Source organism: Streptomyces bambusae, from assembly GCF_020532645.1.
Classification (GTDB): Bacteria; Actinomycetota; Actinomycetes; order Streptomycetales; family Streptomycetaceae; genus Streptomyces; species Streptomyces bambusae.
The window spans coordinates 20334-33302 of sequence record NZ_JAJAUZ010000023.1; the positions used below are offsets into that span (position 1 = coordinate 20334).

Genomic DNA, 12969 nt, shown 5'->3' on the forward strand with positions numbered 1-12969 from the left:
CGCCGTGACCCGGTCCCGCGACGACCTCGACCCCGCCGCCCGCCCGTACCTCGACGCCCTCGCCGCCGTCTTCCCCGACCTCGGCGGGCGCGTCACCGACGCCGCCGAAGCCCGCCGGCTGCTCGCCGCCGGGCCCGCGCCCACCGGAGCGCCGCCCCCGGTGGGCGCGGTGGCCGACCGGACCGTCCCCGGCCCGCCCGGTGCGCCGCCGGTCCCCGTCCGCATCTACCGGCCCGACCCGGCCCGCCACCCCGGTCCCCGCCCGACCGTCGTCTTCTGCCACGGCGGCGGCTTCGTCCTCTGCGGCATCGACAGCCACGACCGCACCGCCCGGCGGCTGTGCCGGGCCGCCGGGGCCGTCGTCGTCTCGGCCGGCTACCGGCGTGCGCCCGAGCACCGCTTCCCCGCCGCGGCGCTCGACGCCCACGCGGTGCTGCGCTGGGCCGGCGACCACATCGCCGGGCTCGGCGGCGACCCGGCGGCCCTCGCCGTCGCGGGCGACAGCGCCGGCGCCAACCTGGCCGTCGCCGCCCAGCTGCTCGCCGCCCGGCACGGCGGGCCGCCCGTCGCCCTCCAGGTCCTCCTCTACCCGATGCTCTCCCCGGACACCGCCGGTGCCTCCCACCACCGCTACGGGCGCGGCGGCCACTACCTGACCAGCGCCCACGTCCGCTGGTTCTGGGAGCAGTACCTCGGGCCCGGAGGCGACCCCCGCGACCCGCTCGCCACCCCGTCGGCGGCCGGACCGGAGGCCCTGGGGGCGCTCGCCCCCGCCCATCTGGTGCTCGCCGGCTGCGATCCGCTGTGTGACGACGGACACGCTTTCGCCCGTCTGCTCCGGGCCCGCGGGACCTCCGTGACGGTCGACCTGCACCCCGGGATGTTCCACGGATTCCTGGCCCTGGCCGACCAACTCCCGTCCGCGCGACGGGCACTGGCCGCCGTCGGCGAAGTCGTCGCCGCCACCGTCCGAGACCGGAAGAATTCCGGTGGATCAGGGGGCTGTGCAGGATAATTTCCCGTAACGCCTCTTGAGCGGGAGAGCCTCGCATGCATACGCTGTCTTTACGTGAGGTTCTCCTGTGGAGGAAGTGACATGACGGAAACTCTTGTGCAGGGTGCGGGCGGCAGCGCCATAGCCGCCGGAGCCCGGGTGGTGGACCACCCGGCGTGGCCCGTGCTCAAGGCCGCCGTGGAAGAGATCCGCCCCTGGCAGTCCAAGGACGGTTCGATCGACTTCGAGGCCGAGGGCGCCCCCGCCCGCAGCGCCGCCGAAGCCGCGGTGGAGCGCGTCGTCGCCGCCGTCGAGGAGCTCTCCCCGCTGCTGCCGCACGCCACGGCGTACCACGAGGCCCTGGTCGGCGACCTGCGCAAGTGGGCCGCGGGCGGCTTCGAGGTCCCGGACTTCCTGGACTCGCTCCTCGCCTTCCAGCCGGCCGCCCACCGCGCCGACGGCCTGCAGCACCTCGTGATCTTCCCGATGTACACGCAGAACGGGAACCCGGACCGCAACCTCGAGGCCGTCGCCCTCAAGATGGTGTGGCCCGAGTGGCTCGCCGACCTGGAGCGCACGCGGTACGACAACCCGCTGTTCCTCGGCATCACCTTCGAGGACTTCACCCCGGGCTACGACACCCACTCCGCCGTGCTCTTCCCGGAGACCATCGCCGTCCGCGAGGCCCCCGAGCGCTTCACCTGGGGCGGCATCTTCTGCGACCGCGAGGCCGCCCGCTACCGCAAGGTCACCGCGGCCGCCGTCGACGTCCTGGGCATCGAGCTGCCCGAGGACATCGCCCGGATGGTCGAGGACCAGGGGCGCTGCGAGAAGGCGTTCGTGCTCTGGGACATGGTCCACGACCGCACGCACAGCCACGGCGACCTGCCGTTCGACCCGTTCATGATCAAGCAGCGCCAGCCGTTCTGGATGTACGGCCTGGAGGAGCTGCGCTGCGACCTCACCGCCTTCAAGGAGGCCGTGAAGCTCGAGGCCGAGGGCAACGAGCACGGCCGTGACGTGCAGTACGCGGTGCTGTTCGACCGGATGTTCCGCTTCCCGGTCTCCGGCGACCGCAACCGCAACTACGACGGCCTCGGCGGCCAGCTGCTCTTCGCGTACCTGCACAAGCACGACGTGGTGCGCTGGACCGACAACAAGCTGAAGATCGACTGGGTTCGCGCCCCGCAGGTCACCAACCAGCTCTGCGGCGAGATCGAAGACCTGTACCGGGCCGGCATCGACCGCCCGAAGCTGGTCCACTGGTTCAAGGCGTACGAGCTGGTCTCCACCTACCTCGCGCCGCACCCGGGCTCCAAGTGGGCCAAGGGCCCCGACGCCCTCGACCTGACCCAGCCGCCGCGCAAGCTGGTGGACGACGTGCTGGACGACGAGTTTCCGCTCAGCATGTTCTTCGAGGCCCTCGCCAAGAAGCTGAAGGGCGTGATCGCCTCGACCAAGGGCATCACCGCCGAGGACGCGCAGGTCGCCGCGTGACCGAGCGTGCACAGGAGGCAGCAGCAATGAACGGTTCCGGGAACGGCAACGGCGCGCTCGCCGGAGCGGTCATCGCAGTGGCCGGGGCCGGCGGCCCCGCAGGCAAGGCGGCCGTGCTGCGGCTCGCCGAGGCCGGCGCCACCGTGGTCGCCGCCGATGCCGACGCCGCCCGTCTCGCCGAGTCGGTCGACGCCGCGCGCTACGCGCACGGCGGCGCCACCGTCATCGGCGACACGGTCGACCTGCTCGACCTCGACGCCACCAAGGTGTGGGCGGACCGGACCGAGAAGGAATTCGGCCGCATCGACGGGCTGGTCCACCTCGTGGGCGGCTGGCGCGGCAGCGCCTCCTTCACGGAGACCGACCTCGCGGACTGGGACTTCCTGGAGAAGCTGCTCATCCGTACGGTCCAGCACACCTCGCTGGCCTTCCACGACGGCCTGCTGCGCAGCGCCAACGGCCGCTACGTCCTGGTCAGCCAGGCCGGCGCGCACAAGCCGGTCGCGAACAACGCGGCGTACAACGCCGGCAAGGCCGCGGCCGAGGCGTGGACCTTGGCCCTGGCCGATTCCTTCCGCAAGGCCGGGGGCGAGGACGGCCCGCACGCCGCAGCTGCGATCCTGGTCATCAAGGCACTGGTGCACGACGCGATGCGCGCCGAGCGCCCGAATGCGAAGTTCGCGGGCTTTACCGACGTCAAGGAGCTGGCCGAGGCCATCGCCGCCGTCTGGGAACGGTCCGCCTCGGAAGTGAACGGACAGCGTCTGTGGCTCACCCCGCAACCCTGAGGACCGACGCCCGCCGGCACCATGATCCGGCGGTGCGCGGTTTCGCCAGCGACAACTACGCGGGCGTCCACCCGGAGATCCTCGCGGCGATCGGCCTCGCCAACGAAGGCCACCAGGTCTCCTACGGCGAGGACGAGTACACCGAGAACCTCCAGAGGGTCATACGCAGCCACTTCGGCCCGTACGCGGAGGCCTTCCCGGTCTTCAACGGCACGGGTGCGAACGTCACCGCGCTGCAGGCCATGACCGACCGCTGGGGCGCGGTGATCTGCGCCAAGACCGCGCACATCAACGTGGACGAGGGCGGCGCACCGGAGCGGATGGCGGGCATCAAGCTGCTCGCCGTCCCCACCCCGGACGGCAAGCTCACGCCCGAACTGATCGACCAGGAGGCCTGGGGCTTCGAGGACGAGCACCGCGCGATGCCGCAGGTCGTCTCGATCACCCAGAACACCGAGCTGGGCACCGTCTACACCCCGGACGAGATCCGGGCCATCTGCGAGCACGCCCACGGGCTCGGCATGAAGGTCCACCTCGACGGGGCGCGGATCGCCAACGCGGCGGCCTCGCTGGACGTCCCGATGCGGACGTTCACCAACGCCGTCGGCATCGACGTCCTGTCCTACGGCGGCACCAAGAACGGCATGCTGTTCGGCGAGGCCATCGTCGTCCTCAACCCGGACGCGGTGCGCCAGGTCAAGCACATCCGCAAGATGTCGATGCAGCTGGCGTCGAAGATGCGCTTCCTGTCGGTGCAGCTGGAGGCCCTGCTCGCGAAGGACCTGTGGCTGCGCAACGCGCGGCACGCCAACGACATGGCCGCCCGGCTCGCGGCGGGCGTCCGCGAGGTCGACGGCGTGGAGATCCTCTACCCGGTCCAGGCCAACGCGGTCTTCGCGCGGCTCCCGCACGAGGTCACCCGGCGCCTGCAGAAGCGTTTCCGCTTCTACTTCTGGGACGAGGCGGCCGGCGACGTCCGCTGGATGTGCAGCTACGACACCCGGCCGGAGGACGTGGACGCCTTCCTGCAGGCCCTGAAGGAAGAGATGAACCGCTAGGTTCCCCTCGCGACCGCCACCGCCGGCCCGGACCGCACCACGGGTCCGGGCCGGCGGGGTGTGCCTAATTTTATAGACATGCAAAGCAATGCATAGGTATGCTCCGGGTATGGAACTGACCCAGGAGCATGCCGACATTTCCGCCTACCTGGCAGCCGACGAGGCCGTGAACCACGGCCACCCCCTGGTGCGGCAGACCGCCGCCGCCCTGCGCGCCGGCACCGCCGACGCACACGCGTACGCCAAAGCGGCCTACGAGTACGTCCGCGACACCATCCCGCACTCGGCCGACTCCGGGGACCTGCGGGTCACCTGGCGCGCCTCCGACGTCCTGGCCCAGGGCACCGGCATCTGCTACGCCAAGTCCCACGCCCTCGCCGCCCTGCTGCGCGCCCAGGGCATCCCCACGGCACTCTGCTACCAGCGCCTCACCGACGACGGGGGCGCCGACCCGGTCGTCCACGGGCTGGTCGCCGTCCTCCTGCCGGGCCACACCTCCTGGGCCCGCCTGGACCCGCGGGGCAACAAGCCCGGCGTGGCGGCCGAGTTCAGCCTGGACCGCGAGCAACTCGCCTTCCCGGTACGCCCGGAACTCGGCGAGGCCGACTATCCGACCCTGTACGCGCGGCCGCACCCGGCCGCCCTCGCGGTCCTGCGGGAGTCCCCGGACCGGGCCGCCCTCTGGCACGCCCTGCCGACCGGACTCTGAGCGGCCGCGCGGGCGGCCCGTACCGGAAGTCCTCAGCCCGCGTCGCGGACCTGAGCCGCCGTCGGTGCCGTGCCGCCCAGGTGGGCCGGCAGCCACCAGGAGTCCTCCGCGCCCTTCGGCTTGGCCGGGTACGCCTTCTGCGCCGCGTCCAGCAGCTCCTGCACCCGCTCGCGCAGCCGGCGCGTGATCGCCCCCGCGTACTGGTCCGTGGGCGCCTCGATGGGCTCGCCGACCCGCATCGTCACCGGGATGTGGCTGCGCCGCAGGTCCTTCGGGCGGCCCTTGGTCCACAGCCGCTGGGTGCCCCACAGCGCCATCGGGATCAGGGGCACACCGGCCTCCTGGGCCATCCGCGCCGCACCCGACTTGAAGCTCTTCAGCGTGAACGACTGCGAGATCGTCGCCTCCGGGAACACCCCGATGATCTCGCCCGCCCGCAGCGCCCGCAGCGCCTCCTGATAGGCCGCCTCGCCCTGCTTGCGGTCCACCGGGATGTGCTTCATCGCGCGCATCAGGGGCCCCGACACCTTGTGCCGGAACACCGAGTCCTTCGCCATGAAGCGCACCAGCCGTTTCGACGGACGCGCGGTCAGACCGGTGAAGATGAAGTCGAGGTAGCCGATGTGGTTGGAGACCAGCACGGCCCCGCCCTGCCGCGGGATGTTCTCGGTGCCCTTCATGTCGATGCGGATGTCCAGCGCGCGGAAGAGGGTGTGCGCGGCACCGACGACCGGGGGGTAGACGAGCTCAGCCATGCGGGGAGACCCCTTCTTTCTGCCTGGGGAGGCGGTCTGCCTGGGGAGGTTCTCCCGGCGGGAAGTTACGCCATCGTAGGTACGTGGCAAGGGGATCGTGCCCCATGGCGGCCCGGCTGGCCAGTTGAGAGGGCCGTGCCGGAAGAGATTCTCGTCACGCCCGGGAATTCCCCGGGCACACGCCGCGCTCGCACGTGGGTACGGGCCTGACCGGACCGGGACGGAAGCAGACGGGAGAACGCACGGGTGCGCGAGCACGGGCAGGACGAGGACAGGCGGCTCGGGGCCGCGGAACTGGGCGCCGAGCCGGGGGAGCGGGCCACCCTGGTGCAGTTCTCCACCGCCTTCTGCCAGCCCTGCCGGGCCACCCGCCGGATCCTCGCCGACATCGCCCGGCTCGTCCCGGGCGTCGCCCACATCGAGGTCGACGCCGAAGCCCGGCTCGGCCTGGTCCGCGACCTCGGCATCGCCAGAACCCCCACCGTCCTCGTCCTCGACGCCGCCGGCCGGATCGTCCGCCGCGCCGCCGGGCAGCCGCGCAAGGACGACGTGCTCACCGCTCTCGCCGCCGCCCTCTGACCCGGCCGCCCGCCGCCGGCCCCGCCGCGGGTGCGCGTTCGAGCCCCGGCCCGCGCTTCCGCCGCCGCCGTGACCCCGCTCGCATCTCGCCGTAGTCGCTTGACTGCACACACCGGTCATCGACAGGCTGACGCCATGCGGTCTGAACTCCTTCTTTACGGACGGATCCACGTCGATCTCGTCCGATACGCGAGCGCGTGCTGTCACGGTTCCTGAACGGCCCTCACACGCACCCGACCCGAAGGACCACCCCATGACGGCCCAGACCGTACTTCCTGCCGCACCCCTGCATGGCTCGCCGGAGCTGCTGCGCTCCGTCTTCCGGCAGCACGCCGCCGGCGTCGCGGTGATCACCGCCGCCCGCGGCGACCAGCCGGTGGGCTTCACCGCCACCTCGCTCAGCTCGGTCTCGGCCGACCCGCCGATGCTGTCCTTCTCGACCGCCGGCACGTCCTCCAGCTGGCCCGTCATGGCCGAGGCCGAGCACATCGGCGTCCACATACTCGGCGAGCACCAGGAGCGGCTGGCGGGCCTGTTCGCCCGCAGCGGCGCCGACCGGTTCGGGCCGGACACCGACTGGCGCACCGGCCCCGAGGGCGTGCCGCTGCTCGACGGCGTACTGGCCTGGCTGGTGTGCCGGGTGGTCGCCCGGGTGCCCGCCGGCACGCACCGGCTGGTACTGGCCGAGGTGGTCGCCGGCGACCCGTCGGGGCCCGTCGCCGGGCCGGGCCGGCCCCTGCTGTACCACCAGGGGCGCTTCAACGCCCTGCGCGACTGAGTAGTGCCTGCTGGAGGGCACTTTCCGGGCCCGCCCGGGCGTTGGGAAGGTCACAGTTCGCCGAACTTGCGTCCTGGTGACAGCCAGGGTGTACTGACGAGTAACATTTCGTTCGGAGCGCGGGCCGCCCCGACCGGGATCCGCCCAGTAAGGCGCCTATGCTGCCTCCACAAGGCAGCAGCCAGAAAAGACGATGCAGTAGGAGAGCCGGCGTGAGCTTGAGGATCGTTGTCTGTGTGAAGTACGTGCCCGACGCCACCGGCGACCGGCACTTCGCCGATGACCTGACCGTCGACCGGGACGACGTCGACGGCCTGCTGTCGGAGCTCGACGAGTACGCCGTCGAGCAGGCGCTGCAGATCGCCGAAGAGGCGGACGAGGCCGAGGTCACCGTTCTGACGGTCGGCCCCGAGGACGCCCGCGACGCGCTGCGCAAGGCGCTGTCCATGGGTGCCGACAAGGCCGTCCACGTCGAGGACGACGACCTGCACGGCACCGACGTCATGGGCACCTCGCTGGTGCTCGCCAAGGCGATCGAGAAGGCCGGCTACGACCTGGTCATCACCGGCATGGCGTCGACCGACGGCACCATGGGCGTGCTGCCGGCGATCCTGGCCGAGCGCCTGGGCGTCCCGCAGGTCACCCTGCTCTCCGAGGTCAAGGTCGAGGACGGCACCGTCACCGGCCGCCGCGACGGCGACACCGCGAGCGAGCAGCTGGAGGCCTCCCTGCCGGCCCTCGTCTCCGTGACCGACCAGTCCGGCGAGGCCCGCTACCCGTCCTTCAAGGGCATCATGGCCGCCAAGAAGAAGCCGGTCGAGTCCTGGGACCTGTCGGACCTGGACGTCGAGGCCGAAGAGGTCGGCCTCGAGGGCTCCTGGACCGCGGTCGACTCCGCTGCGCAGCGTCCGGCCCGCACCGCCGGCACGATCGTCAAGGACGAGGGCGAGGGCGGCAAGCAGCTGGCCGAGTTCCTGGCCGGCCAGAAGTTCATCTAAGAGCTTCCGCCACCACCACCGCCCCCTCATACTTCGCAATCGCAGGAGAGCAGTCCCATGGCTGAAGTTCTCGTCTACGTCGACCACGTGGACGGTGCCGTCCGCAAGCCCACCCTCGAGCTGCTGACGCTGGCCCGCCGCATCGGCGAGCCCGTCGCCGTCGCCCTCGGTGCCGGTGCCGCCGACACCGCCGCCACCCTCGCCGAGCACGGTGCGGTCAAGGTCCTCACGGCCGACGCCCCCGAGTTCGCCGACTACCTCGTCGTCCCGAAGGTCGACGCCCTCCAGGCGGCCTACGAGGCGGTTTCCCCCGCCGCCGTACTCGTCCCGTCCTCTGCCGAGGGCAAGGAGATCGCGGCCCGCCTCGCGGTCCGCATCGGCTCCGGCATCATCACCGACGCGGTGGACCTGGAGGCCGGTGACGAGGGCCCGGTCGCGACGCAGTCCGCGTTCGCCGCCTCCTTCACCACCAAGTCCCGCGTGTCCAAGGGCACTCCGGTCATCACCGTCAAGCCGAACTCGGCTCCGGTCGAGGCCGCTCCGGCCGCCGGCGCCGTCGAGGCGCTGTCCGTCACCTTCGGTGCGCTGGCCACCGGCACCAAGGTCGTCGCCCGCACCCCGCGCGAGTCCACCGGCCGCCCGGAGCTGACCGAGGCCGCGATCGTGGTCTCCGGCGGCCGCGGCGTCAACGGTGCCGAGAACTTCTCGATCATCGAGGCGCTCGCCGACTCCCTCGGCGCGGCCGTCGGCGCCTCCCGCGCCGCCGTCGACGCCGGCTGGTACCCGCACACCAACCAGGTCGGCCAGACCGGCAAGTCGGTCTCGCCGCAGCTGTACATCGCCTCCGGCATCTCCGGTGCGATCCAGCACCGCGCCGGCATGCAGACCTCGAAGACCATCGTGGCCATCAACAAGGACGCCGAGGCCCCGATCTTCGATCTGGTCGACTACGGCGTGGTCGGCGACCTGTTCCAGGTCGTCCCGCAGCTGACCGACGAGATCAAGGCGCGCAAGGGCTAATTGCCTGACCTGCGCTGATGCTGTGGCCCGGGGCCGCGTGGTGACACTCACCACGCGGCCCCGCGTCGTTTCCTGCAACCATTGACGGAGCGGAATGCCCTGACTAAATTCTGCTATGCGGATCGATGCTTCCGTGAAGCGGAAAATAGGAGAGTGCAGGATGGGTCAGCAGGAGAAGGTGGCGACGAGCCTCGCGGGCGCGGTCAGCGAGGAGATCAGCGCCTCCCTCAAGCCGGTGGACGCGGAGCTCGCCCGTCGCTACCCGGGTGACCCCGGCACCCGCCAGCCGATCCACACCGTCTACGTACCCGGCGACGTCTTCGCCCCGGACACCATCCGCTCCTGGGGCGACCAGGCCCTCGCCGCACTCGACGAGCACGCCCCCGACGCCGCCGCCTTCGGCAAGGTCCTCGGCATCTCCGACGAGCTCGCCGGCACCGTCTACGAGCGCGTCCGCGCCAAGCTCGCCGCCGAGGCCGTCGAGGACCTGCGCATCGACTTCGAGGACGGCTTCGGGGTCCGCTCCGACGAAGAGGAGGACCAGGCCGCCGCCCGCGCCGCCCGCCTGGTCTCCGAGGCCTTCTCCAACGGCACCAACGCCCCCTACATGGGCATCCGCATGAAGTGCATGGAGTCCAACGTCCGCGACCGCGGGATCCGGACCACCGACATCTTCCTCTCCGGCCTCCTCGCCCACGGCGGCCTCCCCGAGGGCCTCGTCCTCACGCTGCCGAAGGTCACGTACGCCGAGCAGGTGTCCGCCTTCGTCAGGCTGCTGGAGGCGTTCGAGAGCAGCCGCGGTCTGCGCCCGGGCCGAATCGGCTTCGAGATCCAGATCGAGACCAGCCAGTCCATCCTGGCCGCCGACGGCACCGCCACCGTCGCCCGCATGATCGACGCCGCCAAGGGCCGCGCCACCGGCCTGCACTACGGCACGTTCGACTACAGCGCCTGCGTCGGCGTCTCCGCCGCCTACCAGTCCAGCGACCACCCGGCCGCCGACCACGCCAAGGCGATCATGCAGGTTGCCGCCGCCGGCACCGGCGTACGCGTCTCCGACGGCTCGACCAACGTGCTGCCCATCGGCACCACCGAGCACGTCCACGAGGCCTGGAAGCTGCACTACGGCCTGACCCGCCGTGCCTTGGCCCGCGCCTACTACCAGGGCTGGGACATGCACCCGGGCCACCTGCCCACCCGCTACGCGGCCGTGTTCACCTTCTACCGCGAGGGCCTGGAGTCAGCCGCCGCGCGCCTGAAGGCGTACGTCGCCAAGATCGAGGGCGATGTGATGGACGAGCCCGCCACCGCCAAGGCCCTGGCCGGCTACCTGGTCCGCGGTCTCGACTGCGGCGCCGTCGGCGCCGACGAGGTCACCGCGCTGACCGGCCTGAGCCGCGCCGAGCTCGACGCGTTCGCGATCCCGCGCCGCTCGGCCACGCTCACCGCGACCGCCTGAGCGGACCCCGTACGAACGACCCCGGGCCCGGCCCGCATCCGACGAGGGTGCGGCGCCGGGCCCGGGCGCGTGGGGTGCGGGGACCTGCTCAGCCGGCGGGCGGGATCTCCCCCGAGCCGCGGGGGACCAGCGTCGTGGGGAGCACGATGCGCTCGGCGGCCGGGCGGGCGCCGGCCAGCCGGTCGAAGAGCCGCTCGGCGGCGACCCGGCCCAGTGCGGCCGCGTCCTGGGCGACGACGGTGACCGCCGGGCGCAGCAGGTCGGCGAGTTCGAAGTCGTCGAACCCGACCAGCGCCACCGGGCGGGTCCGGGCCGCCAGTACCCGCACCAGGGTCACCGTCACCCGGTTGTTCCCCGCGAACAGCGCCGTCACGGGCTCCGCTGCGTCGTCGAGCATCGCCTCGGCCGCCGCGGCGACCCGGCCGGGGGCCGTGGAGCCCGGGGCGGTCCAGGCCTCCGCCACCGGCAGGGCGGCTTCCGCCATCGCGGCCCGGTAGCCGCGCAGCCGCTCCGCCGCGGTGTGGATGTGCGGGTGGTCGCCGATGAAGCCGATCCGGCGGTGCCCGTGGGCGATCAGGTGCGCGACCCCCGCGCGGGCCCCGCCGAAGCTGTCCGAGAGCACCACGTCCGCGTCGATGCGGCCGGCCGGGCGGTCCACGAACACCGTGGCCATGCCGGCCCGGATCTCCGGCTCCAGGTAGCGGTGGTCGTCCCCGGCCGGGATGACGACGAGGCCGTCCACCCGGCGGGCGCACAGGGCCAGCGCGAGTTCCCGCTCGCGCTCCGGGTCCTCGGCGCTCGACCCGTTGATCAGCAGCGCGCCGTGGGTCCGGGCGACCTCCTCGACCGCCCGGTTCAGCGGCCCGTAGAAGGGGTCGGCGAGGTCTTCCAGGACCAGGCCGATGCTCGCCGTGCGGCCCTTGCGCAGCACCCGTGCGCTGTCGTTGCGGCGGAACCCGAGGGCCTCGATGGAGGCCTGGACCCGGTGCTCGGTCTCGGGGGTGACGCCCGGTTCGCGGTTGACCACCCGGGAGACCGTTTTGAGACCGACTCCGGCGTGCGCGGCGACGTCCTTCATCGTCGGACGGATGCCGTAGCGGAGCTCGGACGGGCGGGGTGCAGAAGGCACGGGCGGGTCCTCCGGACGGTCGCGGGCGGGCCGGCAGGCGCGCCGCTTCCAGGGTAGAGGGTTCGACAACGTTGTCAGAGCCGGACTTGGCCGGGAACTGCGTTTCCGTGACAGTGTGGTGCGGGCAGGCCACTGGGGGCTTCCGAAGAGGGGGATACGTGATCGTCTGGATCAACGGCACCTTCAGCGCCGGCAAAACGAGCACGGCGCGTGAGCTGACCGGCCTGATACCGCACAGCACCCTGTACGACCCCGAGGTGATCGGCGGTGCCCTGCAGTACCTGCTGCCGCAGAAGCGCCTGGACGAGGTGACGGACTACCAGGACCTGCCGATCTGGCGGCGACTGGTCGTCGAGGGCGCCGCGGGGATGCTCGCGGAGCTGGGCGGCGTGCTGGTGGTGCCGATGACCCTGCTGCGGCAGGAGTACCGGGACGAGATCTTCGGCGGCCTCGCGGCCCGCCGGATCCCCGTCCGCCATGTCGTGCTCACCCCGGATGAAACGATCCTGCGGGCGCGGATCGACGCCCGTGTGGAGCCGGGCGCCGCGGACGCCGGGCAGCGCGTCCGCCAGTGGGCCCGCGACCACGTCCCGGCCTGGCTGGCCGCCCGCGACGGCTGGCTCGCCGCCGACGCGTTCCCCGTGGACAACGGCCGGCTGACCCCGCGCGAGACCGCCGAACGGATCGCCGCCGCGGTGCGCACCGGTGAGGCCGGGGCCTGCGACATCGTGCAGACGCCCGAGCCCACCCGGGAGACGCTCGCGGCCGGGGTGCTCCTCTTCGACGACCAGGACCGGGTGCTGCTGGTGGACCCGACGTACAAGCCGGGCTGGGAGTTCCCCGGCGGGGTCGTCGAATCCGGCGAGCCGCCGGCCCGGGCCGGGATGCGCGAGGTCGCCGAAGAGGTCGGCGTCATCCTCGACGAGGTCCCGCGACTGCTGGTCGTCGACTGGGAACCGCCCTGCGGCCCTTCGTACGGCGGCCTGCGGATGCTCTTCGACGGCGGCCGGCTCCCGGCCGGCCAGGCCGCCCGGCTCCGGCTGCCCGGACCCGAGCTGCGGGCCTGGCGGTTCGCGACCGAGGTCGAGGCGGCCGGGATGCTGCCGCACGTCCGCTTCGAGCGCCTGCGCTGGGCGCTGCGGGCCCGTGAACGCGGCACCGTCCTCAACCTGGAGGCGGGCGTCCCGGTCGGCTGAACGCCGGCC

The 12969-nt window shown here is 72.4% G+C and carries 14 protein-coding genes; 12 read left to right on the top strand and 2 right to left on the bottom strand.

All coding sequences use genetic code 11. From position 1 onward, the window contains the following. Positions 1-4: 4 nt before the first annotated feature. From LG634_RS17815 to LG634_RS17835, 5 genes are all read left to right on the top strand, one after another. On the top strand, positions 5-1015 hold the full coding sequence (locus LG634_RS17815) for an alpha/beta hydrolase (RefSeq protein WP_226734835.1): 1011 nt from the start codon (positions 5-7) through the stop codon (positions 1013-1015). 81 nt (positions 1016-1096) lie between these two features. Further along, positions 1097-2491 carry a DUF6421 family protein gene (locus LG634_RS17820; RefSeq protein ID WP_226734836.1) on the top strand — a complete coding sequence of 465 codons (1395 nt, stop codon included), beginning with the start codon at positions 1097-1099 and terminating at the stop codon, positions 2489-2491. A 26-nt stretch (positions 2492-2517) separates the two neighbouring features. Then, entirely contained in the window at positions 2518-3279 is a 762-nt protein-coding gene (locus LG634_RS17825; protein WP_226734837.1) for an SDR family NAD(P)-dependent oxidoreductase, read from the top strand. Continuing rightward, positions 3276-4337 (top strand): threonine aldolase family protein, encoded by a 1062-nt coding sequence (locus tag LG634_RS17830; RefSeq protein ID WP_226734907.1) that lies wholly within the window; start codon positions 3276-3278, stop codon positions 4335-4337. Before LG634_RS17825 ends, LG634_RS17830 begins: the two co-directional genes overlap by 4 nt. A 109-nt stretch (positions 4338-4446) precedes the next feature. Then, the gene (locus LG634_RS17835; RefSeq protein WP_226734838.1) at positions 4447-5046 is read left to right on the top strand and encodes a transglutaminase-like domain-containing protein; all 600 of its coding nucleotides are present in this window, start codon (positions 4447-4449) and stop codon (positions 5044-5046) included. A gap of 32 nt (positions 5047-5078) precedes the next feature. Here LG634_RS17835 and LG634_RS17840 read toward each other — a convergent pair whose 3' ends face one another. Beyond that, positions 5079-5801 (bottom strand): lysophospholipid acyltransferase family protein, encoded by a 723-nt coding sequence (locus LG634_RS17840; RefSeq protein WP_226734839.1) that lies wholly within the window; start codon positions 5799-5801, stop codon positions 5079-5081. A 246-nt stretch (positions 5802-6047) separates the two neighbouring features. Between LG634_RS17840 and LG634_RS17845 the strand changes: the two genes are divergently transcribed. The 6 genes from LG634_RS17845 to LG634_RS17865 all read left to right on the top strand — a co-directional run bounded on the left by LG634_RS17845 (position 6048) and on the right by LG634_RS17865 (position 10635). Next, positions 6048-6380, top strand: coding sequence for a TlpA family protein disulfide reductase (locus tag LG634_RS17845; protein WP_226734840.1), 333 nt, complete (start codon positions 6048-6050; stop codon positions 6378-6380). Between the two features lie 135 nt (positions 6381-6515). Next, a complete protein-coding gene (locus LG634_RS38470; RefSeq protein WP_372482448.1) occupies positions 6516-6596 on the top strand; it encodes a putative leader peptide in 81 nt (26 codons plus the stop codon). Positions 6597-6633: 37 nt separating this feature from the next. Further along, the gene (locus tag LG634_RS17850; RefSeq protein WP_226734841.1) at positions 6634-7158 is read left to right on the top strand and encodes a flavin reductase family protein; all 525 of its coding nucleotides are present in this window, start codon (positions 6634-6636) and stop codon (positions 7156-7158) included. Between the two features lie 212 nt (positions 7159-7370). Next, the gene (locus LG634_RS17855; RefSeq protein WP_226734842.1) at positions 7371-8156 is read left to right on the top strand and encodes an electron transfer flavoprotein subunit beta/FixA family protein; all 786 of its coding nucleotides are present in this window, start codon (positions 7371-7373) and stop codon (positions 8154-8156) included. 57 nt (positions 8157-8213) lie between these two features. After that, positions 8214-9176 carry an electron transfer flavoprotein subunit alpha/FixB family protein gene (locus LG634_RS17860; RefSeq protein ID WP_226734843.1) on the top strand — a complete coding sequence of 321 codons (963 nt, stop codon included), beginning with the start codon at positions 8214-8216 and terminating at the stop codon, positions 9174-9176. Between the two features lie 160 nt (positions 9177-9336). Beyond that, positions 9337-10635 carry a DUF6986 family protein gene (locus LG634_RS17865; protein ID WP_226734844.1) on the top strand — a complete coding sequence of 433 codons (1299 nt, stop codon included), beginning with the start codon at positions 9337-9339 and terminating at the stop codon, positions 10633-10635. Between the two features lie 88 nt (positions 10636-10723). Here LG634_RS17865 and LG634_RS17870 read toward each other — a convergent pair whose 3' ends face one another. Continuing rightward, a complete protein-coding gene (locus tag LG634_RS17870; protein ID WP_226734908.1) occupies positions 10724-11713 on the bottom strand; it encodes a LacI family DNA-binding transcriptional regulator in 990 nt (329 codons plus the stop codon). A 209-nt stretch (positions 11714-11922) separates the two neighbouring features. Between LG634_RS17870 and LG634_RS17875 the strand changes: the two genes are divergently transcribed. After that, positions 11923-12960: an NUDIX hydrolase gene (locus LG634_RS17875; protein ID WP_226734845.1), complete on the top strand. Its 1038-nt coding sequence runs from the start codon at positions 11923-11925 to the stop codon at positions 12958-12960. Positions 12961-12969: the final 9 nt, after the last annotated feature.